Raw genomic sequence first — 25,848 nt, 5'->3', positions numbered from 1 at the left:
GTTAGGTGGCTGCGACAGGGTGCCCTCCCAAATGCAAAACCTCGCGCGAACGCAGTCCGGTGCCTGTGAGCCGCTTCACAAGCAGGCGATAGGTGTCGAGGTCAAAGGCAAGCACCTGCCGCTGGGCAATAGCCTCTTGCAGCTCCGCTTCGTCATGGACGGTGGCCACATGGCACCACTGGTCAAACACATGGATATCTGTGCGGCCGGTGATGGGGTTGTGCTCGCGGATCCCCATACGTCCGGCATGGGGCCACGATTGCAGGCGATGCTCGGCCAGCGCTATTTGCAGGCGCACCCGGTGCAATGGCGCTGGCTCCCGGCCGGCGCACACCCCTTTGCAACGTCCAATCTGGCTGGCGAAACAAGCGCCTTTGCCGGATTCTAGGCCGAGCACCAGCGGGCAGAAATGGTGCATGTCAGCAAGGCTGCGCAGTGCCTCCATCGCCTGCCGTTTGGAGCGGTAAGCCCCGTAGAGCTGGCCCATGTCAGACGGGTCTACCTCATCGAGCCGCACCAGCTGCACTAGAGGGCGGGTGGCGGGGTCGTCGTGCAGTTTCCAGGCCGTGAGTTGTTTCTCGCGCCGCAGCAGCCGGTTGTGGATGGGTTGCAGCTCTTTCACGAGGCGGGACTCCAGCAACAGAGCCCCGAGTTCACCGGCCGTCTCGCGCCATTCGACGCGCCGGATTTCTTGCAAGATACGCATCTCGCGTGCAACTTTGGTGGACGCCTGAAAGTGCGACATCACCCGGGTGCGCATTGTCACACTTTTGCCCACATACAGCGGGATGCTGCTTTCGCCGTAAAAGAGATACACACCGGGTGTGTCTGGAATGTCAGACACCGGGGTTTCGAGCATGGGCGGTACGGCGGCACTCCCTTGCATAAGCCCTTGCGCCTCGCGTGCCAAGGCCTCCGCGCCCAACTCGCGGTTCGCCACATCCAGCCAGGCCAGCACCACGTCCACATCGCCCATGGCCCGGTGTCTTGCCAAGGTCTGCAAGCCGTGGCGCTGCAAGATGGCGTCGAGCCCATGGCCCTTGTGCTGCGGGTACAAGCGCCGCGACAAGCGCACGGTGCACAGGGTTTTGACCTTCAGCGCGATGTCTAGCCGTGCCAATTCGTTCAGAACGAACCCATGGTCAAAGCGAACGTTGTGGGCCACGAAGACGGCGCCCTCTAGCAAGGCCAGCAGCGGTTTGGCCAGCTGCTCGAAGGTGGGGGCATCCTCCACCATCGCATCGGTAATGCCGGTGAGGCTCTGGATAAAAGGCGGGATCCGGACGCCCGGATTCACCAGACTTGACCAGCGCGCAGTTTCAACCCCGTTGTCGATTCGCACCGCGGCTATTTCGGTGATGCGGTCGTTCACAGCATTCCCGCCGGTGGTCTCAAGGTCGAGGACCACATAGCTAGGGAGCATGGCCAGCATCACGTGATGTCGAGGGTATGGATGCCGTAGTGGCCCGCTTTGCGGTCCGCGAAATAGCAGTCCAGCGTCTCTTTGACGGTGCGGAATGCAATGTCATCCCAAGGGATTTCGTGCTCGCTGAACAGCTTGGCTTCTATGGTTTCGGTTCCGGGCTCAAATTGATCGCTGGTCAGCCGGGCACGGTAAAACAAGTGCACTTGTCCCACGCGCGCCACGTTGAGCAGGCTAAACAGGCCTTCGAGTTCAAACTGGGCGCCTGCTTCTTCCACGGTTTCGCGAGCAGCACCTTCCGCGGTGGTCTCGTTGAGCTCCATAAAGCCGGCTGGCAATGTCCACTTGCCAAAGCGTGGCTCGATGTTGCGTTTGCACAGCAACACTTGATCACCCCAATACGGGACTGTGCCCACCACGTTGAGGGGGTTTTCATAGTGGATGGTGTGGCAGGCAGGGCATACCGCACGAGGCTTGGTGTCGCCGTCATCCGGCACGCGGTAGACCACTCCGGTACCGCATTCTTTGCAATGTTTGAGGGGAGCGCGCTGCATGAAACCCTGGTGGAAGTGACGTTGAGTCGGGATAAACAGTGCTTCACTGTAATGCAAGTGTCGCCAGCTTGCATTGCACTGATTGAATCGAATAAAACACAAATAACAATTTGAGATATTATTGCGGCTGACTCGGCAGATTTGTTGAGTTTGTTGGGCAAACCGATCGAAAGGTCGGGACGCAAAGCCACCGGGCTGTCGCACTTTTCAGAGTGCCATGCCAGCGGGGTTGCCGGTTCATGGGGCTGTTTGCCAGCGCCCGTGATTGGATCGCGTAGCCCTTGTGTGTTTGTCAACAAGGAATCGCACCATGTTTCAGCCGTCCCCTCTTTTCGCGGCGTTGATTTCAGCCTTCGCCTCCGGAGCCTATGCCCAAGTTCTGGAGGTGCATGAAGACGCTGGCAGCGGCTGGGAGGCGCTTGCGGCTGCTACAGCGCCCAAGCTGAGCGCGTCCACCCTGGCGAAAGCAGCGCCCACGGCGGCAGAAGCCCGGGCGCGCAGTTATCAGACCTTCTTGAATCAAGTTAACAAGCCCTATGCCAATCAACTTGGTAGCGGCAATGGCAGTGGTGTCGTCGTCGGGGTTGTGGACTCTGGGGTGTAAGTCAGCCACCCTGAGCTGCGTGGTCGAGTGATCGCGACCTACAACGCCTTCAATGGCGGCACTGATGTGACCGACCAAATGGGCCACGGCACCCACGTGAGTGGCTTGGTCGCCGGAAGCCTGGCGAACGGGTCTCTGCTCGAGGGTGTGGCTCCCGGTGCGAAGCTGGTAGTCGCAAAAGTATTCACCACCGGTAGTTCTGCCAGCCTAACAATCGGCCGAGGTATTGACTGGGCGGTGACTGTGCAAAAGGCCCCCATCGTCACGCTCAGTCTCGGCAGTAGCGCAGCAGCCATGCAGTCCAACATTCAAAACGCGGTCAACAAAGGCGTGCTGATCACCGCCGCCTTTGGTAATGACGGTCGCGCCAGCGGCAGCTGGCCTGCCGCTTACGCCAAACAAGCGTGGGCCAAAGGGCAGATCATCGCGGTGGGCGCACTCGACGCCAACAACAAGCGCGCCAGCTTCAGCAACTACGACGCCACCTTGGCCAACTGGACCGTGTTTGCGCCTGGGGTCAACATCGCCTCCAGCTATTCCACACCGTCGATGCCCGGGAGCTATGTGTACATGTCAGGCACCTCGATGGCAACGCCCATCGTGGCGGGGCAAGCTGCATTGATCAAAAGCAACTGGAATTTTTTACCCGCCACGGATATTGCCCAAATCATCTTTCAATCCGCCACCCGTTTATGCAGCGACAACGTGGCCTCCTCTGTGTGCCTCTCTCGCACCAAGGCGGACGCTGTGTACGGGTGGGGCTTGGTGAACGTCGGAGCTTCTTTGCAGCCTATTGGCGGTCTTAACCTGGGCACCAAAACAGGCGCAGTGATTAGCTTTGCGGGTGCCAGCCTCGCCACGCCCAAAAGCGGGCTCGCCACAGGGTTCAAAATAGTCAATACCTTGGCCGTCGACAAGTTCAACCGGGCCTTTCAGGTCAATGTGGGCGCCAGTGTGAGCAGTGCATCGACAGCGACATCCGCTTTGCCCATCAGCAAGACCACGACCACAACGACCACCGGCGCCAAATTCAGCGCGGAGTACACCGCCTTGGTCACCGAGCAAACCATGCTGGGCTTAGCGGCAGAGCAGACGCCCCTGACCTTCGCCCGCATGAGCTTTTCCAGTCCGTCAAATGCGGGCTTTGCCTGGGGCGTCGGCACCGGTGGCAGCAGCGATGCATTTTTCGGCCTGCAGGCCACAGGTAGCGCGCCTTTGAGCCTGGCCGACGAGGCGAGCCGCTTCAATGCGCCGTATTTCAGCTTGGCGCAGAACGCCACCCATGCCGGCACTTCGTGGAAGCTTGCTAGCGGGGATGTTTTGCGCATGGGCTCCGTGGTCCAAGGCAATCCCTTGAACAGCTCGCCTTGGCAATCGGCACCTTTTGCGGATACGCAGCGCACCGTCGCGGTGTTGGAGTACCAAAGCCGTTGGGGTGATGCGACCACGGTCATCTCCGCCGGGCAGCTCCTCGAAAACAACTCATTGCTGGGCGCCAGCGGCACCGAGGCTTGGGCCATGGAAGGCAAAGCCAGCACACGCTTCGTCACGTTGGCTGCGTCCAAGCCGGTCGCTTCCAATGTGTCTGCCTCGGCCATGTTGACCCTGGGGCAGGCCGATGCCTTCCGCAATGAAGGTGCTTCGCTGATCGATGGAACCAGCGCGGTGCGTCAAATGGCCTGGAGTTTTGGTTTGGCGCGTGAGAGCTTGTGGCGCACCGGCGACAAGCTGGGTTTCAGCGTTTCCATGCCTTTGCGCACCATGTCCGGCGAGATGCAGGTCACCACCGCAGTAGAGCAAAGCCAGGAAGACGGCAGCCTGCGTTACGCCCAGCAGACCCTCGCCCTGGCCCCGAGCGGCATGCAAAAGGATGTGGCGCTCTCGTACCAAAGCCCCAGGGTGTGGGGTGGCACCGGAGCCGCTCAAGCCCTGCTGAAGCTCGAGCCCGGCCATGATGGAAACGCCGAACCCCAGCTGGGACTCGGCGTGCGCTACCAGCGCAAGTTCTGAAAACGGTTCAGAGCACCCGCACGGTCAAGGGCTCCAGCCCTTCGACTGTGGCGTAGAGCACATCACCGCGCACCACGGCGCCCACACCCTCGGGGGTGCCGGTAAAGACCAGGTCCCCGGGCTGCAGGGTCCACGCGGCAGACAGCTGCTCTATGGTCTCAGCAATGTTCCAGATCAGCTTGGCCACGCTGCTGCGTTGGCGGCCCGTGCCGTTGACGGTCAGTGCAATCTCGGCTGCCTCCACGCCCGGCACCTGTGCCGCAGGGGTGATGGGGCCGATGGGTGCCGAGTGCTCAAAGCCCTTGCCGATGCACCAGGGTCGACCTTGTTTTTTCATGTCGTTCTGGAGGTCGCGACGGGTCATGTCCAAGCCCACGGCGTAGCCGTAAATATGGCGATGCGCGTCCGCTGCACGGATGTTGCTGCCTCCTGTACCAATGGCCACCACCAGCTCCACCTCATGGTGCAGGTTGGAGGTGAGGGTGGGGTAGGGCATGTCGACCGCTTGTCCGGCATCCGCCGCGAGCACGGCGTCTGCGGGCTTCATGAAAAAGAAAGGCGGCTCCCGACCGGTGTGCCCCATTTCTTTGGCGTGTTCCTCGTAGTTGCGGCCCACGCAGTAGATGCGGTGCACCGCAAAACGGCCGGCTGCTCCTGTTACCGCAATGCTGGGGATGGCGGGTGGTGGCAATACAAAACTCATCAGCAACTCCAGTCGGTGAGCGTTGGGCTGATTCGGTGGTCAGGCGGACTTCACCACCAGGTCGAAGTGTTCTACGACCGGTGGTTGTGCGAAAAACGGGCCGACGATCCCACGCCATTGGGTGAATAGTTCGCTTTCCCGAAAGCCCACCGTGTGGTCTTCCAAGGTGTCCCAAAAGATTTGCAGCACATAGCGCTCCGGGCTCTCGATGCCCCTGTTGACTTTGTAGCCTTGGCAACCCTTGGCTTTGCTGATCACGTCGCGCAAACCGCGCGCAATGGCTTCGTCAAAAGCGGCGTTCTGGCCGGGATGAATGCGGATGTCAGCAAGCTCAAGAATCATGGGGTCTCCAAAAAAATCGGGGTAAGCGGGAATAGTAACGGCATCGGTTTATGCTCGCCGGCATGAAGTTGTACAGCTATTTCCGCTCGTCTGCCGCGTTCCGGGTGCGCATCGCTCTGGGCCTCAAGGGCCTGCCGTTCGAATACGCAGCGGTCCACCTTGCCCACGGTGAACAGCTCGATCCCGATTACCGGGTCATCCATGCAGATGGCTTGGTTCCTGTCTTGGACGAGGGGGGCGAGCTTCTGATCCAGTCGCTGGCCATCATGGAGTACTTGGACGAGACACATCCAGCCCCCGCCTTGCTGCCGGCCAGCCCGCGTGCCAAAGCCAAAGTGCGGGCGCTGGCGCTGGCGATTGCCTGCGAAATCCACCCCTTGAACAATTTGCGTGTGCTCAAGTTTTTGAAAGAAGGCATGGGGCTTGCCGATCCCGCCAAAGATCAGTGGTACCACCATTGGACGCGGCAGGGCCTCGAGAGTTTTGAGGTGCAGCTGCTGCGCCTTGATGCCTGGCAGCAAGAGCAAGGGTGCCCCGCACCTGCCACTTTTTGCTTTGGCGACTCGCCCACATTGGCTGATTGCTGTCTGGTTCCGTTGATTTTCAATGCCCGCCGCTTTGCGGTGTCGCTGGACGGCTTGCCGCGCACTATGGCGGCTTTTGATGCTTGTATGGCACTGCCTGCCTTCCAAGCAGCCAGACCGGAGGCGTGCCCTGATGCCCCTCACTAACACCACAACGCAAGAGGGGCTTGCGCCCGACTGGCTGATTCCCGATTGGCCGGTTCCTGCGCAGGTGCGGTCCCTGTGCACCACGCGCCAAGGTGGCGTGTCGCAGGGACCCTATGCCGGGCTGAATCTGGGACTGCATGTGGCAGACGATGCCGCGCATGTGGCCATCAACCGGCAGCGACTCGCCAGTGGCATCGGTAGCAGGCCGGTATTTTTGAACCAGGTACACGGTACCGCCTGTGTGGCGATTGATGCCACTACGTCCGACGGCACCGAGGCTGACGCCTGCACTACGGTCCAGCCTGGTGCGGTGTGCACCGTCATGGTGGCAGATTGCCTGCCGGTGCTCTTTGCTGCCATGGATGGAAGCCGGGTAGCCGCAGCTCACGCGGGCTGGCGTGGCTTGCTGGGGCAGGGCGGCAAAGGCGTGCTGGAGGCGACTTTAGAGTCATTTAGGCCTCTAGCCCAAGTAGATGCTGCGAGAGATGCTCCTGAATTAATAGCGTGGCTAGGCCCTTGTATTGGGCCATCGGCTTTTGAAGTCGGTGACGAGGTGCGCGCGGCTTTTGTGGAGGCTCAGCCGGATACCTCTGCATTTTTTGCCGCCCACACGGCTGGCAAGTGGTGGGCTGATTTGCCGGGGCTTGTGCGTTACCGCTTGCAGGCGGCCGGGGTACGCCGCATGTTTGGCAATGACGGCAGCACCGCGTGGTGCACCGTTAACAACCCTTCACGGTTTTTCAGCCACCGGCGCGACCGGGTCAGCGGTCGTTTCGCGGCTTGCATCTGGCTGGAGTGACGGACTGTCGCCGGCAGCGGCCAGGTGGGCTGCGATAGCCGCGTTGCGCTCTGCCTGCTCTTGGGCCCGCAAGGCCCGCTTGCGGGCGGGCGTGCCCATGAAATACATCATCAAAGCGACGGGCAACACGCCGAATAGCACAAAGGTGAAGATCGCGCCCAGTACCGAACCGTTGGTGTTGGTGGCCTCGGCAACGCTCATCATGAGCGCCACGTAAATCCAAGCGATGGGGACGATGTACATAAGGGTTTCGGAGGGTGAGGCGTGTCAGGATATCGCAGCTTAAGACTGCCATACTTGCACGTTAGACTAGACCCACTAATTTTGAAGGTGATGGCGTGACGCAACCCTCCTCTGACTTTATGGCCCAAGCGGCCGAGCAGTTCCAACAGGCATTGACCCAAAGCTTTGCCAAAGCGCTGGAGTCCTTCAAAGGGCTGGACACAGGTGTCGCCGGGGCAGGTTTTCCGGCCATGGGCGAGGCGGCGCCAGACATCAAGTTTTCCCAGGACCGTTTGCAAGCCTTGCAAAAGTCTTATGCGGAAGAGGCTTTCAAGCTCTTCAGTTTGGGTATGGGCCACACGCCGCCCTTGCCGGACCGCCGGTTTGCAGCACCCGCATGGGGTGATAACCCTGTGGCGGCCTACGCTGCAGCGGCTTATCTCCTCAATGCCCGCACCATGATGGGCTTGGCCGAGGCAGTCGAGACAGACAGCAAAACCAAAAATCGCATCCGCTTCGCGGTAGAGCAGTGGATGGCCGCCGCTTCCCCGAGCAACTATTTGGCTTTCAATGCCGAGGCCCAGAAAAAAGCCATTGAAACCAAGGGTGAGAGCATTGCCAAGGGCGTCAAAAACCTGGTGCACGACCTGCAGCAAGGCCATGTCTCGATGACCGATGAGAGCCTGTTTGAAGTGGGCAAAAATGTGGCAACCACCGAAGGCGCGGTGGTGTTCGAAAACGAGCTGTTTCAGCTCATCGAATACAAACCGCTCACTGCCAAGGTCTATGAAAAGCCGTTCCTGCTGGTGCCGCCTTGCATCAACAAGTTTTACATCCTCGACTTGCAGCCGGATAACTCGCTGATCCGCTACGCGGTGGAGCAAGGCCACCGCACCTTTGTGGTGAGCTGGCGCAATCCTGATGACACCTTGGCCAACAAGACCTGGGACGACTACATCGAGCACGCGGTGATCCGTGCGATTGGCGTGACCCGCGATATCAGCGGCTCGCCCACCATCAATGCGCTGGGCTTTTGCGTCGGGGGCACCATGCTGGGTACCGCGCTCGGCGTGATGGCTGCACGGGGCGAAAAGCCGGTGGACAGCGCGACCTTCCTCACCACCTTCCTCGATTTTTCAGACACCGGGATTCTCGATGTGTTCATCGACGAGGCCATGGTCAAGTTCCGTGAGGCCGAGCTGGGTAAGGGTGGCCTGATGAAGGGCCAAGACCTGGCCAGCACCTTCAGTTTCTTGCGCCCGAACGACCTGGTGTGGAACTACGTGGTGGGCAACTATCTCAAGGGCGAGACACCACCGCCCTTTGATTTGTTGTACTGGAACAGCGACAGCACCAATCTGCCCGGCCCGTATTACGCCTGGTACCTGCGCAATACCTACCTGGAAAATAACCTCAAAAAGCCGGGCAATCTAACCGTATGCGGCGAAAAGCTGGACTTGAGCGCGCTCGATATTCCGGTCTACATCTACGGCTCGCGTGAAGACCATATCGTGCCGATCGGCGGTGCGTATGCGTCCACCCAGCTGTTACCGGGCAAAAAGCGCTTTGTGCAAGGCGCTTCCGGCCACATTGCGGGCGTGATCAATCCACCCTCCAAAAACAAACGCAGCCACTGGATCCGCGCTGACGGCAAATTGCCCAAAACGCATGCGCAGTGGCTGGAAGGGGCGACCGAGCATGCCGGTAGCTGGTGGACCGACTGGTCCCACTGGCTCAAAAGCCATGCTGGCAAGCAAATTGCTGCCCCCAAGACCTATGGCAAAGGGAAGTACAAGGCCATAGAGGCGGCTCCAGGGCGCTATGTACAGGCGAAGGCCTGAGTTTTCGATTTATCAAGAAGGAGACACCTGATGGAAGATATCGTGATCGTTGCTGCAGCCCGAACTGCAGTTGGAAAATTTGGTGGCTCTTTGGCCAAAGTGCCCGCGACCGAGTTGGGAAGCATTGTGATCAAAAGCCTGCTCGAGCGCAGCGGGCTGCCGGTGGACGCGGTAGGCGAGGTCATCCTCGGTCAAGTGCTGGCTGCTGGCGTAGGCCAGAACCCTGCGCGCCAGGCCGGTATCAAGTCCGGTTTGGCTAAAGAAACTCCCGCGCTCACCATCAACGCCGTCTGCGGCTCCGGCCTGAAGGCTGTGATGCTCGCCGCTCAGGCTGTGGCTTGGGGCGACAGCGAAATCGTGATTGCCGGTGGCCAAGAGAACATGAGCGCATCCCCCCACGTGCTGCTGGGCAGCCGTGACGGCCAGCGCATGGGCGAGTGGAAAATGGCTGACACCATGATCACCGACGGTCTGTGGGATGTGTACAACCAGTACCACATGGGCATCACCGCTGAAAACGTCGCCAAGGCCAACGACATCACCCGCGACATGCAAGACGCCTTGGCGCTCGGCAGCCAGCAAAAGGCAGCTGCGGCACAAGACGCGGGCAAGTTCAAGTCCGAAATCGTGCCGGTGGTGATTCCCCAGCGCAAAGGTGACCCGGTGGTGTTTGACGCTGACGAATTCATCAACAAGAAAACCAATGCCGAAGCATTGGCTGGCCTGCGCCCCGCGTTTGACAAGGCGGGTAGCGTGACGGCGGGCAATGCCTCCGGCATCAACGACGGCGCCGCAGGCGTCATGGTCATGACCGCTAATAAGGCTGCGGCTCTGGGCCTGACACCTTTGGCGCGTATTGCCAGCTACGGTACCACCGGTCTCGACCCGGCGCTGATGGGCTTGGGCCCGGTGTCTGCTACTCAGCGCGCGCTGGCGCGCGCCGGCTGGAAGGCCGCTGACGTTGATTTGTTTGAGTTGAACGAAGCGTTCGCCGCACAAGCCTGCGCGGTGAATAAGTTGCTCGACATCGATCCGGCCAAGGTCAACGTGAACGGTGGCGCCATCGCCATCGGCCACCCTATCGGCGCGTCCGGCGCCCGTATCTTGGTGACTCTGTTGCACGAAATGCAGCGCAGTGGTGCCAAGAAGGGGGTCGCATCCCTGTGCATCGGCGGCGGCATGGGCGTAGCCCTGGCCGTTGAGCGTTGATTTGAAGTGTTTTTGGCTATTGGCGCCCGCAGGATGTGCGCCGGTAGCTATAAATTGAATAGCAAACTGGTTTAAAAAGAGGAAACAAAATGAGTCAAAAAGTAGCGTATGTGACCGGTGGCATGGGTGGCATCGGAACTGCCATCTGCCAACGCCTGCACAAAGAGGGCTTCAAAGTCATCGCCGGTTGCGGCCCCACACGCGACCACGCCAAGTGGCTGGCCGAGCAAAAGGAACTGGGCTACAGCTTCTACGCCTCGGTGGGCAACGTGGGTGATTGGGACTCCACCGTCGAAGCTTTCAGCAAGACCAAGGCCGAGCACGGCAGCATCGACGTGCTGGTCAATAACGCCGGTATCACCCGCGACCGCATGTTTTTGAAAATGAGCCGCGAAGACTGGCAAGCGGTGATGAGCACCAACCTCGACTCCATGTTCAACGTTACCAAGCAAGTGGTGCCTGACATGGTGGAAAAAGGCTGGGGCCGCATCATCAACATCTCCAGCGTGAACGGTGAGAAAGGCCAAGCCGGCCAAACCAATTACTCCGCTGCCAAAGCCGGCATGCACGGTTTCTCCATGGCGCTGGCCCAAGAGCTAGCCACCAAGGGCGTGACGGTCAACACAGTGAGTCCGGGCTATATCGGTACCGACATGGTCAAAGCCATCCGTGAAGACGTGTTGGCCAAGATCGTGGCAACCGTGCCGGTTAAGCGTTTGGGTGAACCTTCGGAAATCGCCTCCATCATCGCCTGGCTGGCGTCTGAGGAAGGCGGCTACGCCACCGGTGCTGACTTCTCGGTCAACGGCGGCTTGCATATGGGCTGATTTGGCCCTGCGCAACCCAAAAACCCGCTTCGGCGGGTTTTTTTGCGTCTGTAGTGAGGTCGCACCACAAGAAAGCAGGTGTGTTCAGCGATCGCTGGCGGGCGCTGGGGTATCCTCCTCAGCGTGTAGTTTTGTTGGCCCGCAAGCACCAAGGGCCAACCCCGGGAACCTATGAAATCTGAAGAGTCTGTCTGGATCGATGTTGCGCTTTTGCGTGTGGGTCATTACGTGGAATTAGACGTAGGCTGGATGGCGCATCCCTTTCCGACCAGCAGCTTCAAAATCAACTCCCAGAAGCAGATCGAGATCATCAAAGGCTTGGGCAAAAAGCAAGTGCGTGTGGTTCCTCGCAAGAGCGATGAGCCATCTTCGGAGGCCGCTGATTTACCGTCTGAATCGGCGACACCCATTCCGCCTGAAGCCGCCAACCTTTTGACCCAAGAGCAGGCGGACGCTGAGCAGCGCAGACTTCGCGCTGCCATGCTCACCGCCCAGGAGCGCAGTCTGATCGCTTGTGAGCGCAGATTCGCAGAGTCTGTGCGCCTGTATCGCAAAACGATGGACATGGTGCAGTCGCAGCCCAAAATGGCGACGGATCCCTGTCTCGGGATGGTCAACACCTATGTCACTGAGCTGATGGACAACGGAGAGGCAGCCATCCGCTTGCTCTCCGAGGCGGCAGGTGACAAATCGGCCATGCATCCTGTCAATGTCACCGTGATTTCCTTGCTGCTCGGCAAAGCCATGGGGTTGAACAAAGCTGAGTTGATCGACCTCGGCATGGCGGCTTTTTTGCACGATATCGGCAAAGTGAAATTGCCGGATCGGGTGCGCTGGTTGGAAGACAACTTTTCAAGTGCAGAGTACCGCCTCTATCAAGAGCACGTGCCCCAGGGCCTCGCTATTGGAAAGTGCATGGAGCTGCGGTCCCCTGTGTTGCTGGCCATGCTCCAGCACCACGAGATGGTGGACGGCAGCGGCTTCCCATCACGCTTACGCGGCGATGCAGTGGGTACCAGCGGGCGGATACTGGCCTTGGTGAATCGGTATGACAACCTGTGCAACCCAAGCCGGCCGGGCTCTGCGCTGACGCCGCATGAGGCGCTCTCGCTGATATTTGCGCAGTTCAAAGCCCGTTTCGACGCGGTAACCTTGAGTGCATTCATCCGCATGATGGGGGTGTACCCCCCGGGGTCAGTGGTGCAGCTGATCGATGACCGCTTCGGCATTGTGGTGTCAGTCAACTCGGCGCGGCCGCTCAAGCCGCGAATCATCCTCCACGAACCGGGTGTGGCGCGCGCTGAGGCGTTGATTTTGGATCTAGAGAAAATGCCGCAACTGGGCATCCGGCGCAGCTTAAAGCCCGGTAACTTGCCGGCTGCAGCGCTGGACTATTTGGCGCCGCGTCAGCGGATTGCGTATTTCTTTGAGCAGGCGGCGAAGTTGGATACGGCTAGTGCCGAGGCGTGATGGCGTTAGCCGGAGGAGGGTGTCTGCGAAACTCCACCGGACCCGCATCCTGAACCGGGGTTCAGGTGGGCGAGGTCAGCTGCCACTTTGGGTTCATCTGACGCGAGATGATCACGCTAGCGGAGCGATGTTCCAAGCCCTGGCTCAATGAGCATTGGTTCAAGGAAATATAAAGCCCGGCGGGTTCGCAGACACCTGCATTGTAGGGGTCAACCCTGAGCTTGAGTGGCCCTCAGGGGCTTATTTGCAGTGCTTATAGCAAGCGGCCATCGTCGCTCAGCACGACGTCGAGTCGCTCCAGCAGCGAAGTCAGCAGCAGGGCGCTGTCGCCCTCAATGGCTAGCGGCGTGCCAGCGCTTGCTGCCACGGTTGCGGGGGCTGAAGACTTGTCAGAAAGGTCGAACGCCAAGTTCAGCGCTGCAAGCACGGCAATCCGGTCGCGGGCTCGAACTTTGCCGGCATCCCGAATTTTGCACATAGCAGTATCCACGCGCTCCACGGCTTCCAGCAATCGGGATTCACCGCCTTCGGGGCAGCCAAGCAGGTAGCTCTGCCCCATGATTTGAACTTCCAGCTGTTTCATGTCGGGTCTTTGTGGGTCAGCAGGTGATCGGGAATGCGCTCCAAAAGCGCATCGACCCGCGCTCGCGCGGCGCTCAATCTTGATTTGAGGGAGTCCCGCTCGTGGCTGAGTGTTTCCACTTGGCTGGTGAGTAGCGCGTTGGTCCGCTGAAGTTCCTCGTAGCGGAGCAACAAGCGTTCCACACGCTCGGCAATTTGGTCGATGGGAGTCTGATTCGCCATAAGTGTTTCATTGTAGGGGTGGCGCAAGCATTCCCTGCGTAAAATGCGCGGTGTTGGTGCTCGCGGTGTGGTTCACATGCCGCAGTTCAACGGGAAGCAGGGGGGTGCGGCTGATGCCAGCCAACCTAACCTGCGCTGCCCCCGCAACGGTAAGTGGACGTGTCGCTTTGGCACCGCTTTCATCACAGTCACTGAACGCTTTGAACACGCGCTTGGGAAGACGATGAAGGTTGCCTCCACCAGCCCGGATACCGGCCAACAAGGTGGACACGCGCTCAGCGCATGTCCGTAACGCTCAAGCCCCGGCGGGGAAGCCGGGGAGAGTGACGCAACACAAGGCATGAGACAGCGCCTGCAATGTCACGTTCCTGCCCGGCACTATTGATTACCGCCCCGTCTTCCGGACAGGGGAAAACAACGGTCACCTCCGCATTGGCGCGTCTGCATGCGCGCCAAGGGCGGCGTGTCCGCGTCTTCAAGTGCGGGCCTGATTTTCTCGATCCTTACTGGCACCAGCTCGCCAGTGGAGCACCGGTGTACCAGCTCGATTTGTGGATGACCGGTGACGCCGATTGCCGCCAGCGCCTGAGCCAGGCCGCCGATGAGGCCGACCTGATTCTGGTGGAAGGCGTCATGGGCCTGTTTGATGGCGACCCGAGCGCGGCCGACTTGGCCCAGCGCTTCGGTCTGCCCGTCATGGTAGTGATGGACTCCGGCTCGATGGCCGGCACCTTTGGCGCGCTGGCCTACGGCCTGCAAACCTTCCGCCCCGGCCTGCGCTGGGCCGGCGCTTTGGCCAACCGCGTTGCCACCGAACGCCACGCCGCCATGTTGCAACGCAGCCTTCGCAGCGACAGCCCTTGGCTGGGCGCTGTGATGCGCAACGCTGCAATGACACTACCTGAGCGCCACTTGGGCCTGACGGTCGCAAGCGAAGTCGCCGACGCCCAAGCACGCCTCGATGCTGCTGCGGACGCATTGGCCACCACGCCGCTGGGAAAAATGAGCCTGCAAGACCTGCAACAGTGGTCAGTGGAATTTCAAGAACAAGTGTCAGAGCTAAAGCCAGCCCGCCAGGGCGAAGCGGCAGAGCGCTCTGCGCAGGTCAAGGAGGAGCCCGCGCAGCGGGCGGGGGACACGGAGCAGAGCGCTCTGCCGCTTCGCCCGACCACTCATGCCTCTACTAACCAAGCGAACACAAAGAAAAACCTCAAAGGCAAAACTATCGCAGTGGCGAGAGACACCGCCTTCTGCTTCATCTACACCGCCAACCTCGATTGCCTAAAAGAGTTGGGCGCCGACTTGGTGTTCTTCTCGCCGCTTACAGACACTGCCTTACCCACCTGCGACGCAGTCTGGATCCCCGGCGGCTACCCCGAATTGCACGCCAACACACTCTCAGCCAACACCCGTTTGCGCGATAGCCTCACCCACCATGTGCAGGCTGGCAAATCCGTGTGGGCCGAATGCGGCGGCATGATGGTGTTGTTCGACTCAATCATGACCACCGACGGTGCACAACACACCCTCTGGGGCCTGCTGCCCGGCGAAGTCACCATGCACAAGCGCTTGTCAGCTCTGGGCCCGCAGCAGTTAACACTGCAGTCGGGCGCCCTGCGCGGCCATGCCTTTCACTACTCCACCAGTGCCAGCCCGCTGGTGCCTGTGGCCCGCACCGCGCGCCCCGACCACGACCCCATGCCCGATGCGGGCGAGGCGGTGTGGCAGCAAGGTTCTGTGTGGGCCAGTTATTTCCACGCCTGGTTTCCGTCCTGCCCCGAAGCGGTGGTAGAGCTGTTTACCCCGGCACATGAGGGGGCTGCATGACGCAAGACCTCTTGCATTTCAGCCCCGGCCCGCAGCGCATTGTCTGCCTGACCGAAGAGACCACCGAGTGGCTGTACCTGCTGGGCCAAGAGCACCGCATCGTCGGCATCTCGGGCTATACGGTGCGCCCCCGCCGCGCGCGGGAAAAGAAGCCGCGTGTCAGCGCATTCCTGAGTGCTAAAACCGACAAGATCATGGCGCTGCAGCCCGACTGCGTGTTCGGTTTCTCAGACTTGCAGGCTGACATTGCGGCCGATCTGGTCAAGCGCGGGGTGCAGGTCACCATCTTTAACCAGCGCAGCGTGGCCGATATTTTTTCTATGCTCTACCAAGTCGCTGCCATGGTGGGTGAGGAAGAGCAGGGCGCCCGGCGCATTGAGGCGATGCAAGCCGATTTGAGGGCCATGCAAGCCTCGGTGGCCGCCCGCCTCGCGGCTGGCGCGCGCCGGCCCAAGGTGTTTTTTGAGGAGTGGGATGAGCCCCATATCAGCTGCATCCGCTGGGTGTCAGAGTTGATGACGATTGCGGGCGGAGACGACTGCTTTCCCGAGCTCTCTCTTGGGCCCATGGGCAAGCAGCGCATCATCGCAAATGGCGCCAGCATCGTGCAGCGCGCGCCCGACATCGTGTTGGGTTCTTGGTGCGGTAAGAAATTCCGCCCCGAGAAAGTGGCTGCGCGCGAAGGCTGGGCCGATGTGCCCGCGGTGCGTGAGGGCCAGTTGTTTGAAATCAAGTCGGCGGACATTCTCCAACCCGGCCCCGCAGCCCTGACCGACGGCGTGCAGCAGATGCACCGCATCTTCATGCAATGGATGGACAAGACGATGTTCGCTGATGGAGCGCCCGGATGACCGAATTCACGATCGCCCGCAGCGAGCTCATTCTGGGTGGCCAAAAGAGCGGCAAGTCCCGACGTGCCGAATTACTGGCCCGCCAGTGGGTGCAGCAGTCGTCCGGGCACCGCGCCGTCATGATCGCCACCGCCCAGCCGTGGGATGACGAGATGCGCCTGCGCATCGCCCGCCACCAGCAGGAGCGGGCTGAGCGCGTGCCCGGCATGACGACCGTGGAAGAGCCTCTGGCACTGGCCGAAATCATTGGGCAACACAGCACCCCCGCCACACTGGTGGTGGTAGACTGCCTGACGCTGTGGCTCACCAACCAGCTGATGCCGGTAGATTTTGAGCCAAATAGCCCTCTGGCCCATGTAGATCTTGCGCGAGTAGCTTCTTTTCTGACAGCAATCGCGCAAGCCCCCGGCCCTGTGGTGCTGGTGGGCAACGAGATCGGTCTGGGCGTGATCCCCATGGGGCGCGAGGTGCGCGCCTTTGTGGATGCGCTGGGTCGGCTTAACCAACAGGTGGCTGCCACCTGCGAACGTGTCATCCTCATGGCCGCCGGCTTGCCGCTGACCTTGAAGGCACCCTGAAATATTTTTACCAAGGAGCAATCTCATGCACATCGAACCCGGTCTGGTGGACACCACCAAAATTTTCCTGAGCTACGCCACCGCCACCACGGCGGCCCTGTACGCCACCAAACTGGCGGTCGATGCCGTCAAAAAAGATGGCCCTTTGGCCGTGATCGCTCGTGCCTTGTTGTGCATTGGTTTGGTGTTTTGCTTTTTTGAAGTGGCGCCGCACCACCCTGTGGGCGTGTCCGAGGTGCACCTGATTCTGGGCACTACGCTGATGTTGATTTTCGGCGTTGCGCCTGCAGCCATCGGCCTAATGAGCGGCTTGTTGATCCAGAGCGTGTTTTTCGCGCAGCAAGACTTGCCCCAGTACGGCATGAACGTCACCACCTTGCTGGTGCCCTTGTTTGCCGCCTCCGCCTTGGCCCGCCGCATCGTGCCCGCTAACGTGGCCTATGTGGACCTGACATACGTCCAGGCTTTCAAGCTGTCTGCGGCCTACCAAGGCGGCATCGTGGCTTGGGTCGCCTTCTGGGCCATCTATGGCCGTGGCGTGGGTATGGAGAACATGAGCCAAATCGCCACTTTTGGCGCAGCCTACATGACCGTGGTGCTGGTCGAGCCTTTGGTGGACCTGGGCGTATTGGCTGCTGCCAAGGCTCTGCGTCGCCTGCAAGGCAACCCGCTGGTGAACCAGCGGGTGTACTCCGCGGCCTGAGCATTTGCTGAACTGAAGGACTGTTGTTGTGGATTTGATCGCTCCCCCCGTAGACCGTGACACGCCCCGCCCGCAGGGCGAGCGGCGTGGTTTGATATTGGTGCACACCGGCACCGGCAAAGGCAAAAGCACCGCCGCCTTCGGGCTGGCGCTGCGCGCCCATGGCCGGGGCAAGGCGGTCAAGGTCTACCAGTTCATGAAAGTGCCCACTGCGCGTTTCGGTGAGCACCGCCTGTTCGAGCAGCTGGGCATTCCCATTACGGGCTTGGGCGACGGCTTCACCTGGAAAAGCAAAGACCTCGACCACTCCGCCGAGCTGGCCCAAGCTGGCTGGGAGCAAGCCAAAGCGACCGTGATGTCCGGCGAACACTTCATGGTGGTGCTGGATGAAATCATGTACCCGCTGCGCTACGGTTGGATTCCTCTCGAATCCATCTTGTCTTGCCTGCGCGAGCGCCCGCCGCATGTGCACGTGGTGCTCACTGGCCGCAACGCGCCGGCTGAGCTGATCGAGCTGGCAGATACCGTCACCGAGATGACGTTGATCAAACACCACTTCAAAGTCGGTGTGCCCGCCCAGCGCGGGATTGAAGACTGATGACCGTGCCCCGGGTCGCGTCCGCTGAGCCCGCCTTGTCCCTCGCATCCGTGTCGTATCAGCGGCAGGGGCGGGCGGTGCTGGAGCAGGTGTCGCTGGACATTCCATTTGGCCAGCACATTGCACTGCTTGGGCCCAACGTCGCGGGCAAGTCCAGCCTGCTGCACCTGATGGCCGGTCGCTTGCGGCCTGAATCAGGGCAGGTGTTGCTGGGCGGTACCAATCTGGAGCAGATGCCCGGCCCCGGCCGGGCGAGGCAGATGGCCATGGTGCATCAGCATGAATTTGTCCACGCCCAGCTGCGGGTGTGCGACTACGTGGCACTGGGCCGCACACCTCACAGCGGTGCGAACCGCGCTGAACATGCGCACGCCATCGACACTGCACTGATTCGCTGCCGCCTGCAAGGCCTGCAAGACCGGGCCATGGGCACGCTCTCTGGCGGCGAGCAGCAGCGCAGCGCCATCGCCCGTGCCTTGGCCCAAGAACCCCGCATCTTGCTGCTCGATGAGCCCACCAACCATTTGGACCTGCGCACCCGCTCTGATGTGCTGGACTTGCTAGCCAGCCTGGAGATCACGGTGGTGGCCGCACTCCACGAGCTGAGCCTCGTGCAGCGCTTTGCCCACCGCGCCGTGTTGCTGGGTGAGGGCAGGGTGGTGGCTGACGATGTGCCCGCCCGGGTGCTCACGCCCGAGCTGGTACTGGGCAATTTCGGGATGGATGTGTTTTACCTGCCGCTGCCCCACCGTGACCAGCCGGTCGCCGTGTTTGAATCCCCCGGGCCCCGCCCGGCAATCCAAGAATATGAAAACTAAACCCCAACTCATTTTTTCCTGCCGCTCGTGGCTTGCCGCTTGTGGCCTTTCGGTGCTGTCTTTGGCAGCATACGCCCAGACCTTCCCGGTGACGGTGGACAGTTGTGGCGAAAAGCTCACGTTCACCGCGCCGCCGAAGGCCGCGCTGATCCACGACATCAACATGACCGACATGGCTTTGTCGCTGGGGCTGCAAAGCCAGATGGCCGGCGTGAGCGGCATTACCGGCTGGTACAAGATGAGCCCCGAGTTCAAGCAGGCCCTGGGCAACATCAAAGAAATTTCGCCCAAGCAGCCCAGCCTGGAAAACATCCTGGCGCTCAAGCCTGATTTCTTTTTTGCAGGCTGGAACTACGGCATGGCGGTGGGCGGCGAGGTCACGCCCACCACGCTCAAAAAATACAAAATCCCCACGCTGGTGCTGAGCGAAAGCTGCATCCATGTGGACAAGGCCCGCCCACCTGCCAGCATGGAGCTGCTCTACGCCGACTACCTCAAGCTAGGCACCATCTTCGGCAAAGAAGCCCAGGCCAGAGCGCAAATCGCCCAGTGGAAGCAGCGCTTGGCCGCTCTGCCCAAAGCTACCGGCAAAGAGCCGCTACGCATGTTCCTGTTTGACTCGGGCGAAGACAAGCCGTTCACTGCCGGCAAATTCGCCATCCCCACCGCGATGATGGCAGCCGTGGGCGGCCGCAACATCATGGACGATGTTGACGCCAGCTGGGGCACCGTGGCTTGGGAGGCCGTGGCCGCCCGCAACCCCGAGTTCCTGGTGTTGCTCGACTATCAAAACGACGGCGGCGCTGACAAGCTCCTCCAGTTCCTGCAAAAGCATCCGCTGATGCAGCACACCACGGCCGTCAAAAACAAGCGCTTTGTCGCTTTGCGCTACGAAGAGCTCACCCCCGGCCCGGCCAACGTAGCCGCCATTGAAAAAATGGCCCGGGCCGTCAACCGCTGATGCCCGGGTCCACCCCCGTGCGACTGGCATCTGCTGTGCGATCCACCAGCCTGCTGACCGTGTGTCTGCTGCTGTTGCTGGCGTGCGTGAGTTTGCTGTCGGTGCTGTCGGGTGCTACCGAGGTGGCGTGGTCGCAGGTTGGGCATGGCCTCGGTCTTTGGCTGCGCGGCGCGCCCGATGCGGACTACACCATGGTCGACCGCATCGTGGTGGATTTGCGCGTGCCCCGCATGTTGTTGGCGATTGTGGTGGGAGCCGGTCTGGCCTTAGTGGGTGCGCTGTTGCAAACCACCACCCGCAACGACTTGTCTGACCCCTATCTTTTCGGCCTGTCCTCGGGTTCGGCGGCCGGGGCCGTGGCGGTGATTACGCTCACCGGCGAGGTGTTGGGCGTCTGGACGCTGCCGCTCGCCGCGTTTGTTGGCGGCATGGCGTCGGTGGTGGTGGTGTTGCTGCTGTTGCGCCGCTATCGCAGCCACACGCCGGAGCGCATGATTTTGGCGGGCCTGTCGGTTTCGTTTTTGTTTACCGCACTGACCTACTACTTCACTTTTCTGGGCGACCAGCGTGCCGCCCAGTCAGTCATGTTTTGGACGATGGGCGGCCTGGGCTCAGCCCGCTGGGACAACCTGTTTATCCCACTGACGGGTTTGGCGGTGCTCTCGGTCTTCTCGTGGCACAGGCGCCACGCGCTGGACGCCATGCTCAGTGGCGACCACACCGCGCACAGCCTGGGCATCGCGCCCGAGCGGCTGCGGGTGCAGGCCTTTGTGGTGTGCGCCTTTGCCACCGCGTGTTTTGTGGCAGTCTCAGGGGTGATTGGTTTTGTCGGCCTTATGGTTCCGCATCTCGCCCGCGCGCTGGCTGGCGCACTGCACCGCCACATGCTACACATTGCCATGCTGATTGGCGCCTTGCTGCTATTGCTCAGCGATGTGGTGAGCCGGTCTGTTTTGGCCCCGCAAGAGCTGCCGGTGGGTATCGTGACCGCCAGCGTGGGCGCCTTGTTTGTCATGTACACCTTGCTGCACCAGTCTGACGGCGCCTGATTGCCACCTGTTTTGTTCATTTTTTTACGTTCATTTCCACATCATGCAAACCCGCAAAATCCCCGCCACCATCGTCACCGGTTTTCTAGGCAGTGGCAAAACCACACTCTTGCGTAACCTGCTCACCAACGCACAAGGCCGCCGCATTGCGGTCATCGTCAACGAGTTCGGCGAGCTGGGCATTGACGGCGAATTGCTGCGCGGCTGTGGCATCGGCTGCGATGAAAACGGTGTCGAAAACGGCCAGCTGTTCGAGCTGGCCAACGGCTGCCTGTGCTGCACCGTGCAAGAAGAATTTGCTCCAGTCATGGAGCAACTGGCCGCCCGCCGCGACCAGATCGACTACTTGGTCATCGAAACTTCCGGCCTAGCCTTGCCCAAGCCGCTGGTGCAGGCCTTCCAGTGGCCCGCGCTGCGCAACACGTTTACTGTGGACTCGGTCATCACCGTGGTGGACGCCCCCGCTGTGGCTGCTGGCGACTTTGCCGACGACCCGGTGGCGGTAGACGCCCAGCGCCGTGCCGACGACAACCTCGACCACGACTCCCCACTGCACGAGCTGTTTGAAGACCAGCTGGCCACGGCCGATTTGGTCATCGTGCACAAGGTAGACGGCATGTACGCCGCCGCGCTCGAAGCGGTGGAAGCCGCCATCCGCACAGAAGCGCCAGCGGGCGTGAACCTGGTGCGCGCCTCGCACGGCGATGTACCTATGGACGTGTTGTTGGGCCTGGAGCGCGCGGTGGAAGACCAGATCGATGGTCGCAAAACCCACCACGACCAGGAAGAGGACCACGACCACGATGCCTTCGATTCCGTGTCCCTCACCCTGCAAGTGACCGACCGCACCAAGCTCATTCCGGCGCTGACTGCCCTGGTGCAGCGTCATGAGATTTACCGGGTGAAAGGCTTTGTGTCGCTGCCCGGTGCGGCTATGCGCTTGGTAGTCCAGGGCGTAGGCCAGCGTTTTGACAGCTACTTTGACCGCGCTTGGCGTGCTGATGAGCTGCGTGCCACCCGTCTGGTGTTCATTGGCGACCACCTCGACGCGGCCACCCTGCAGGCTGAGTTGCAAGCCGCGTTGGCCTAAGGGCAGTTCATTAAAGGCAGTTCACCATGCATTTGCTTTCCACCCGCCCCGGCGGCCATGTTGAAGACGATGGCAATGGCATCGTGCGCGTGGAGCAAACGCCGGGCGATATTGTGGTGCTGACGGTGGCGGACACCACCTTGTCGCTTTTGGCAGACGTGGCCAGCAACCTGCCGGCTGATTTTCCGATTGTGCGCCTGGCCAACTTGATGTGGCTGCGCCAGCCCGCGTCGATTGACTTGTACATGGACGATGTGCTGCGCCACGCCAAGGCCATCGTCATCGAGCATTTGGGCAGCCCCAGCGACTGGGCCTACATCGTGGACCAGGTGTGCGAGTCGGCCGCAGCGCGGGGCCAGTGGCTGGTGATGGTCTCAGGCGAGTGTGTGGAAGACGCGCAGTTGTTGCTGCGCAGCACCGCTGCGAAAGACGATTGCACCCACCTCTGGCGCTGCCTGCGCGAAGGTGGGCGCGCCAATGCTGAGAACTTTTACCAGCTGATTGCCCACGCCGCTTTCGGCCGTGGCGAGCGGCCTGCGCCTGCGCAGGTGCTGCCCGGCGCAGTGCGCTATGAGCCCGCTCAAGCGCTAGCTCCGTGGCGCACGGGCGCGCCCACCGCCCTGTTAGTGTTCTACAAAGCCCATTTGCAAGCCGGCAACACTGCCGCGTTTGACGCCATGCTGGCCGCGCTGGCAGAGCAGGGCCTCAACACCCTGGCCTTGGCGCTGGACTCACTCAAAAACCCTGAGAGCATGGCGCTGCTGCAAAGCACGGCGCAAGAGTTCTCGGTCGACGTGGTGCTCAACGCCACCAGCTTTGCGGTGGGCTCTATCGACGGCAACGACAGCGGGGCCGAAGTGCAGCCCGTGCTGCTGGCGGGCGACGCGCCGGTGTTGCAAGTGATTGCCGCCGGCTGCTCGCAAGAGCAGTGGCAAGACGACCCACATGGCCTCACCCCGCGCGACCTAGCTATGCAAATTGTGCTGCCCGAGGTGGATGGCCGCATAGGCACCCGACCCATTAGTTTTAAGGGCCTGGCCTGGCGCTGCGAGCGCGCCGAGATCGACGTGGTGCGCTACCAGCCCGAGCTGGAGCGCATGGCTTATGTAGCTGCTCTCGCCCGTAACTGGTGCGCACTGCGCTCCAAAAAGAATAGTGACAAGCGTATCGGCCTCGTGCTGGCTAACTACCCCAACGACGACTCACGCCTCGCCAACGGCGTGGGGCTGGACACACCGGCTTCCACCGTGGTCATCCTCCAAGCCTTGCAAGCCGCAGGCTATGCCACCGGCGATGTGCCCGTAGACAGCGATGCGCTCATGGCCGACCTGACCCGCGGCATCACCAACAACCTTGACGCCAACGACGCCCGCCCCGTAGGCCAAAGCTTGGCGATGGCCGACTACCTCCAAGACTTCGGTGCACTGCCCGCCGAGAGCCAGGCCGCCATCAACGCGCTCTGGGGCCAGCCTGAGCAAGACCCGCTGGTGCGCCATGGCCGCTTCATGATTTCCGGCCAGCGCTACGGCAATGTGTTTGTGGGTAACCAGCCTGCACGCGGCCGCGACCTCGATTTGGTGGCCACTTACCACGATGCCGACTTGGTGCCCACGCACAACTACTTAGCGTTTTACTTCTGGCTGCGCCGCGCCTACGCAGTAGACGCCGTGGTGCACGTGGGCAAGCATGGCAACCTGGAGTGGCTGCCCGGCAAAAGCGTGGCGCTGGGTGCGGCTTGCTGGCCCGACGCCATTCTGGGTCCGCTGCCGCACCTGTACCCCTTTATCGTGAACGACCCGGGCGAGGGCGCGCAGGCCAAGCGCCGCACGCAGGCCGTCATCATCGACCACCTCATGCCCGCCATGACGCGGGCTGAAACCTACGGGCCCCTGCAGCAGCTAGAAGGTCGCATGGACGAGTATTACGAAGCCTTGTCTCTAGACCCGCGCCGCGCCAAGCTGCTGCGCGGCAGCATTTTGGAGCAGGTGCTGGCCGATGGCCTGCACATAGAGCTGGGCTTTACCAAGCCTGCCGACAACGCCGAGCGCGAAGCGCTGCTGCGCCGCCTAGACGCTTATTTGTGCGAAATCAAAGAATCCCAAATCCGCGATGGCCTGCACACCTTCGGCCAGTCGCCCACCGGGCGCCAGCGGGTGGATACGCTGGTGGCGCTGGCCCGCTACCCCGGCGGGTCGTGCGCGGCCCAAGCTAGCTTGACAGTGGCCTTGGCGCAAGACCTGGGTCTGACAGACTTTGACGCCTTGAGCCCCGACTGGGCTGCCCCGTGGACAGGCGAGCGCCCCGAGGTGTTGCAAGCCTTGAGCGACGACCCATGGCGCCACGCCGGCCACACCCGCGAGCGGCTGGAGCTGCTGGCCACCCGCGTGGTGCAAGACATGGCAGCGCCGAGCCACGAGCTGCCCGGTGGGCCTGGCAATGTGCCAAGCCTGTGGCCCCACACCGCTCAAGTGCTGCAACGCCTGCAGACGGTACTGGCCCCGCGCCTCGATGCCTGTGGCCCGAATGAAATCAACCAGCTGCTGCGTGGCCTGGATGGCCGCTTTGTGCCCCCCGGCCCCAGCGGCGCACCGTCGCGCGGCCGGCCTGATGTGTTGCCCACCGGGCGCAACTTTTACTCGGTGGACACCCGTGCCATCCCCACCCAAACCGCTTACGCCATGGGCGCCAAGGGCGCAGACCGCGTGGTTGAGCGCCACTTGCAAGACCACGGCGCTTATCCCACGGCCATGGGCTTGTCGGTGTGGGGCACCAGCACCATGCGCACCGGCGGTGAAGACGTGGCCCAGGCCTTCTCCCTCCTTGGCGTGCGGCCCAAGTGGGCGCCGGGCAGCAACCGTGTCACCGACATCGAAGTCATGCCCATGACCGTGCTGGGCCGCCCGCGTGTGGACGTCACGCTGCGCGTGTCCGGCTTCTTTCGGGATGCTTTCCCCAATGTGATCAATTTGTTTGACACCGCCGTGCGCGCCGTGGCTGCCATCTCCCCCGATGACGAGGCCGACGATGTCAACCCCATCCGCGTGCGGGTGCAGGCTGAAGCCGCGCAGGCCCAAGCCGCTGGCCACAGCGATGAGGATGCCGAGCGCGCATCTACCTGGCGCGTGTTTGGCCCCCGGCCCGGCGGCTATGGCGCTGGCTTGCAAGCGTCTATTGCCAGCGGCAACTGGACCGAGCGCTCTGAGCTGGCCGAGGCTTACCTGCGCGCCGGTGCCTTCGCCTACGGCCAGGGCACCGATGGCGCAGCCGCCTCCGAGGCCTTTGCCCAGCGTATCGCCGGGCTGGAAGCCGTGCTGCACAACCAAGACAACCGCGAGCACGACATCCTGGACTCGGGCGACTACTACCAGTTCATGGGCGGCATGGCAGCGGCGGTGGAGCACCTGAGCGGCAAAACCGCCGCCCTGTACCACGGCGACTTTAGCGTGCCCGGCGCACCGCAAATCCGCTCGCTGGGCGAAGAAGTAGCCCGCGTGGTGCGCTCGCGCGTGGTCAACCCCAAGTGGATAGACGGCGTCAAACGCCACGGCTACAAGGGCGCGTTTGAAATGGCCGCCACCGTCGACTTTTTGTTTGCCTTTGACGCCACCACCGGCGTGGTGGCCGACCACCAATACGCGCTGGTGGCCGACGCCTATGTGCACGACGACGACACCCGCGCCTTTTTGCAACAACACAACCCCGGCGCGCTGCGCAGCATTGGCGAGCGCCTGCTGGAAGCCATGCAGCGCGGCCTGTGGGCCGAGCCCGGCGACCACCGCGAACGCATCCAAGACCATGTGCTGGCGCTCGAAAACCAACTAGAAGGCTCCTAAC

25 protein-coding genes and 2 riboswitches are annotated in these 25,848 nt (G+C 61.6%); of the genes, 18 read left to right on the top strand and 7 right to left on the bottom strand.

Annotated features, from left to right (window positions below; translation table 11 throughout):
- Position 1: 1 nt before the first annotated feature.
- The gene (locus U5L73_RS12025; protein ID WP_322562581.1) at positions 2-1,432 is read right to left on the bottom strand and encodes an exonuclease domain-containing protein; all 1,431 of its coding nucleotides are present in this window, start codon (positions 1,430-1,432) and stop codon (positions 2-4) included.
- On the bottom strand, positions 1,432-1,977 hold the full coding sequence (locus tag U5L73_RS12020) for an NUDIX hydrolase (RefSeq protein WP_322562580.1): 546 nt from the start codon (positions 1,975-1,977) through the stop codon (positions 1,432-1,434). Before U5L73_RS12020 ends, U5L73_RS12025 begins: the two co-directional genes overlap by 1 nt.
- A 146-nt stretch (positions 1,978-2,123) precedes the next feature.
- A riboswitch (cyclic di-GMP riboswitch) is annotated at positions 2,124-2,214 on the top strand.
- Between the two features lie 73 nt (positions 2,215-2,287).
- On the opposite strand from U5L73_RS12020, the gene U5L73_RS12015 reads away from it, so the two are divergent.
- Positions 2,288-2,581 carry a hypothetical protein gene (locus tag U5L73_RS12015; RefSeq protein ID WP_322562579.1) on the top strand — a complete coding sequence of 98 codons (294 nt, stop codon included), beginning with the start codon at positions 2,288-2,290 and terminating at the stop codon, positions 2,579-2,581.
- A gap of 15 nt (positions 2,582-2,596) precedes the next feature.
- Positions 2,597-4,591: a S8 family peptidase gene (locus tag U5L73_RS12010; RefSeq protein WP_416221335.1), complete on the top strand. Its 1,995-nt coding sequence runs from the start codon at positions 2,597-2,599 to the stop codon at positions 4,589-4,591.
- Positions 4,592-4,598: 7 nt separating this feature from the next.
- On the opposite strand, the gene U5L73_RS12005 is transcribed toward U5L73_RS12010, so the two are convergent.
- Both U5L73_RS12005 and U5L73_RS12000 read right to left on the bottom strand, forming a co-directional pair.
- Positions 4,599-5,294 (bottom strand): fumarylacetoacetate hydrolase family protein, encoded by a 696-nt coding sequence (locus tag U5L73_RS12005; RefSeq protein ID WP_322562577.1) that lies wholly within the window; start codon positions 5,292-5,294, stop codon positions 4,599-4,601.
- A 39-nt stretch (positions 5,295-5,333) separates the two neighbouring features.
- The gene (locus U5L73_RS12000; RefSeq protein ID WP_322562576.1) at positions 5,334-5,636 is read right to left on the bottom strand and encodes an antibiotic biosynthesis monooxygenase; all 303 of its coding nucleotides are present in this window, start codon (positions 5,634-5,636) and stop codon (positions 5,334-5,336) included.
- Between the two features lie 62 nt (positions 5,637-5,698).
- On the opposite strand from U5L73_RS12000, the gene maiA reads away from it, so the two are divergent.
- Both maiA and pgeF read left to right on the top strand, forming a co-directional pair.
- The gene (gene maiA, locus U5L73_RS11995; RefSeq protein ID WP_322562575.1) at positions 5,699-6,367 is read left to right on the top strand and encodes a maleylacetoacetate isomerase; all 669 of its coding nucleotides are present in this window, start codon (positions 5,699-5,701) and stop codon (positions 6,365-6,367) included.
- Positions 6,354-7,166, top strand: a complete 813-nt coding sequence (gene pgeF / locus U5L73_RS11990) for a peptidoglycan editing factor PgeF (protein ID WP_322562574.1) — start codon at positions 6,354-6,356, stop codon at positions 7,164-7,166. Before maiA ends, pgeF begins: the two co-directional genes overlap by 14 nt.
- Here pgeF and U5L73_RS11985 read toward each other — a convergent pair.
- On the bottom strand, positions 7,098-7,409 hold the full coding sequence (locus U5L73_RS11985; RefSeq protein WP_322562573.1) for a hypothetical protein: 312 nt from the start codon (positions 7,407-7,409) through the stop codon (positions 7,098-7,100). The two genes, pgeF and U5L73_RS11985, sit on opposite strands and share 69 nt — an antisense overlap.
- Positions 7,410-7,528: 119 nt before the next feature.
- On the opposite strand from U5L73_RS11985, the gene U5L73_RS11980 reads away from it, so the two are divergent.
- The 4 genes from U5L73_RS11980 to U5L73_RS11965 all read left to right on the top strand — a co-directional run bounded on the left by U5L73_RS11980 (position 7,529) and on the right by U5L73_RS11965 (position 12,735).
- Positions 7,529-9,229 (top strand): class I poly(R)-hydroxyalkanoic acid synthase, encoded by a 1,701-nt coding sequence (locus tag U5L73_RS11980; protein WP_322563504.1) that lies wholly within the window; start codon positions 7,529-7,531, stop codon positions 9,227-9,229.
- A 30-nt stretch (positions 9,230-9,259) separates the two neighbouring features.
- Positions 9,260-10,438, top strand: a complete 1,179-nt coding sequence (locus U5L73_RS11975) for an acetyl-CoA C-acetyltransferase (RefSeq protein ID WP_322562572.1) — start codon at positions 9,260-9,262, stop codon at positions 10,436-10,438.
- A gap of 89 nt (positions 10,439-10,527) precedes the next feature.
- Positions 10,528-11,265, top strand: coding sequence for an acetoacetyl-CoA reductase (phbB, locus tag U5L73_RS11970; RefSeq protein ID WP_313873162.1), 738 nt, complete (start codon positions 10,528-10,530; stop codon positions 11,263-11,265).
- A gap of 171 nt (positions 11,266-11,436) precedes the next feature.
- Positions 11,437-12,735: an HD-GYP domain-containing protein gene (locus U5L73_RS11965; protein WP_322562571.1), complete on the top strand. Its 1,299-nt coding sequence runs from the start codon at positions 11,437-11,439 to the stop codon at positions 12,733-12,735.
- Between the two features lie 253 nt (positions 12,736-12,988).
- Here U5L73_RS11965 and U5L73_RS11960 read toward each other — a convergent pair whose 3' ends face one another.
- Positions 12,989-13,318, bottom strand: a complete 330-nt coding sequence (locus U5L73_RS11960; RefSeq protein WP_322562570.1) for a cell division protein ZapA — start codon at positions 13,316-13,318, stop codon at positions 12,989-12,991.
- On the bottom strand, positions 13,315-13,539 hold the full coding sequence (gene zapB, locus U5L73_RS11955) for a cell division protein ZapB (protein WP_313873159.1): 225 nt from the start codon (positions 13,537-13,539) through the stop codon (positions 13,315-13,317). The genes U5L73_RS11960 and zapB overlap by 4 nt, the downstream gene beginning before the upstream one ends.
- 37 nt (positions 13,540-13,576) lie before the next feature.
- Positions 13,577-13,814, top strand: a riboswitch (cobalamin riboswitch).
- Between the two features lie 82 nt (positions 13,815-13,896).
- Here zapB and U5L73_RS11950 point away from each other — a divergent pair.
- Genes U5L73_RS11950 through cobN form a run of 10 tightly spaced genes read left to right on the top strand, consistent with a single transcriptional unit; the run spans position 13,897 to position 25,847 of the window.
- Positions 13,897-15,366, top strand: a complete 1,470-nt coding sequence (locus U5L73_RS11950) for a cobyrinate a,c-diamide synthase (protein ID WP_322562569.1) — start codon at positions 13,897-13,899, stop codon at positions 15,364-15,366.
- Positions 15,363-16,217: an ABC transporter substrate-binding protein gene (locus U5L73_RS11945; RefSeq protein ID WP_322562568.1), complete on the top strand. Its 855-nt coding sequence runs from the start codon at positions 15,363-15,365 to the stop codon at positions 16,215-16,217. The genes U5L73_RS11950 and U5L73_RS11945 overlap by 4 nt, the downstream gene beginning before the upstream one ends.
- Positions 16,214-16,795: a bifunctional adenosylcobinamide kinase/adenosylcobinamide-phosphate guanylyltransferase gene (locus tag U5L73_RS11940; RefSeq protein WP_322562567.1), complete on the top strand. Its 582-nt coding sequence runs from the start codon at positions 16,214-16,216 to the stop codon at positions 16,793-16,795. The genes U5L73_RS11945 and U5L73_RS11940 overlap by 4 nt, the downstream gene beginning before the upstream one ends.
- Positions 16,796-16,820: 25 nt before the next feature.
- Complete coding sequence (locus U5L73_RS11935; protein WP_322562566.1) at positions 16,821-17,498, top strand: energy-coupling factor ABC transporter permease; 678 nt, start codon at positions 16,821-16,823, stop codon at positions 17,496-17,498.
- 28 nt (positions 17,499-17,526) lie between these two features.
- On the top strand, positions 17,527-18,096 hold the full coding sequence (gene cobO / locus U5L73_RS11930; RefSeq protein ID WP_322562565.1) for a cob(I)yrinic acid a,c-diamide adenosyltransferase: 570 nt from the start codon (positions 17,527-17,529) through the stop codon (positions 18,094-18,096).
- A 35-nt stretch (positions 18,097-18,131) separates the two neighbouring features.
- Complete coding sequence (locus tag U5L73_RS11925) at positions 18,132-18,914, top strand: ABC transporter ATP-binding protein (protein WP_322562564.1); 783 nt, start codon at positions 18,132-18,134, stop codon at positions 18,912-18,914.
- Positions 18,904-19,875 (top strand): ABC transporter substrate-binding protein, encoded by a 972-nt coding sequence (locus U5L73_RS11920; RefSeq protein WP_322562563.1) that lies wholly within the window; start codon positions 18,904-18,906, stop codon positions 19,873-19,875. Before U5L73_RS11925 ends, U5L73_RS11920 begins: the two co-directional genes overlap by 11 nt.
- Positions 19,875-20,924 (top strand): iron ABC transporter permease, encoded by a 1,050-nt coding sequence (locus U5L73_RS11915; RefSeq protein ID WP_322562562.1) that lies wholly within the window; start codon positions 19,875-19,877, stop codon positions 20,922-20,924. The genes U5L73_RS11920 and U5L73_RS11915 overlap by 1 nt, the downstream gene beginning before the upstream one ends.
- Positions 20,925-20,967: 43 nt before the next feature.
- Positions 20,968-22,014 carry a cobalamin biosynthesis protein CobW gene (gene cobW, locus U5L73_RS11910; protein WP_322562561.1) on the top strand — a complete coding sequence of 349 codons (1,047 nt, stop codon included), beginning with the start codon at positions 20,968-20,970 and terminating at the stop codon, positions 22,012-22,014.
- Between the two features lie 26 nt (positions 22,015-22,040).
- Positions 22,041-25,847: a cobaltochelatase subunit CobN gene (gene cobN, locus U5L73_RS11905; RefSeq protein ID WP_322562560.1), complete on the top strand. Its 3,807-nt coding sequence runs from the start codon at positions 22,041-22,043 to the stop codon at positions 25,845-25,847.
- The last annotated feature ends 1 nt before the right edge of the window (position 25,848 follow it).

Source organism: Rhodoferax sp. (assembly GCF_034520025.1).
In the GTDB taxonomy this organism is placed as follows: domain Bacteria; phylum Pseudomonadota; class Gammaproteobacteria; order Burkholderiales; family Burkholderiaceae_C; genus Allorhodoferax.
Note: the sequence above shows the minus strand (reverse complement) of the source record. Positions and strands in the feature narration are given on the sequence as shown.

Bases quoted from the DNA above. Each gene is read 5' to 3' on its own strand.
- U5L73_RS12025 (WP_322562581.1), bottom strand. From the start codon at position 1,432: ATGCTGGCCATGCTCCCTAGCTATGTGGTCCTCGACCTTGAGACCACC.
- U5L73_RS12020 (WP_322562580.1), bottom strand. From the start codon at position 1,977: ATGCAGCGCGCTCCCCTCAAACATTGCAAAGAATGCGGTACCGGAGTG.
- U5L73_RS12015 (WP_322562579.1), top strand. From the start codon at position 2,288: ATGTTTCAGCCGTCCCCTCTTTTCGCGGCGTTGATTTCAGCCTTCGCC.
- U5L73_RS12005 (WP_322562577.1), bottom strand. From the start codon at position 5,294: ATGAGTTTTGTATTGCCACCACCCGCCATCCCCAGCATTGCGGTAACA.
- U5L73_RS12000 (WP_322562576.1), bottom strand. From the start codon at position 5,636: ATGATTCTTGAGCTTGCTGACATCCGCATTCATCCCGGCCAGAACGCC.
- maiA (WP_322562575.1), top strand. From the start codon at position 5,699: ATGAAGTTGTACAGCTATTTCCGCTCGTCTGCCGCGTTCCGGGTGCGC.
- pgeF (WP_322562574.1), top strand. From the start codon at position 6,354: ATGCCCCTCACTAACACCACAACGCAAGAGGGGCTTGCGCCCGACTGG.
- U5L73_RS11985 (WP_322562573.1), bottom strand. From the start codon at position 7,409: ATGTACATCGTCCCCATCGCTTGGATTTACGTGGCGCTCATGATGAGC.
- U5L73_RS11980 (WP_322563504.1), top strand. From the start codon at position 7,529: ATGGCCCAAGCGGCCGAGCAGTTCCAACAGGCATTGACCCAAAGCTTT.
- U5L73_RS11975 (WP_322562572.1), top strand. From the start codon at position 9,260: ATGGAAGATATCGTGATCGTTGCTGCAGCCCGAACTGCAGTTGGAAAA.
- phbB (WP_313873162.1), top strand. From the start codon at position 10,528: ATGAGTCAAAAAGTAGCGTATGTGACCGGTGGCATGGGTGGCATCGGA.
- U5L73_RS11965 (WP_322562571.1), top strand. From the start codon at position 11,437: ATGAAATCTGAAGAGTCTGTCTGGATCGATGTTGCGCTTTTGCGTGTG.
- U5L73_RS11960 (WP_322562570.1), bottom strand. From the start codon at position 13,318: ATGAAACAGCTGGAAGTTCAAATCATGGGGCAGAGCTACCTGCTTGGC.
- zapB (WP_313873159.1), bottom strand. From the start codon at position 13,539: ATGGCGAATCAGACTCCCATCGACCAAATTGCCGAGCGTGTGGAACGC.
- U5L73_RS11950 (WP_322562569.1), top strand. From the start codon at position 13,897: ATGTCACGTTCCTGCCCGGCACTATTGATTACCGCCCCGTCTTCCGGA.
- U5L73_RS11945 (WP_322562568.1), top strand. From the start codon at position 15,363: ATGACGCAAGACCTCTTGCATTTCAGCCCCGGCCCGCAGCGCATTGTC.
- U5L73_RS11940 (WP_322562567.1), top strand. From the start codon at position 16,214: ATGACCGAATTCACGATCGCCCGCAGCGAGCTCATTCTGGGTGGCCAA.
- U5L73_RS11935 (WP_322562566.1), top strand. From the start codon at position 16,821: ATGCACATCGAACCCGGTCTGGTGGACACCACCAAAATTTTCCTGAGC.
- U5L73_RS11920 (WP_322562563.1), top strand. From the start codon at position 18,904: ATGAAAACTAAACCCCAACTCATTTTTTCCTGCCGCTCGTGGCTTGCC.
- U5L73_RS11915 (WP_322562562.1), top strand. From the start codon at position 19,875: ATGCCCGGGTCCACCCCCGTGCGACTGGCATCTGCTGTGCGATCCACC.
- cobW (WP_322562561.1), top strand. From the start codon at position 20,968: ATGCAAACCCGCAAAATCCCCGCCACCATCGTCACCGGTTTTCTAGGC.
- cobN (WP_322562560.1), top strand. From the start codon at position 22,041: ATGCATTTGCTTTCCACCCGCCCCGGCGGCCATGTTGAAGACGATGGC.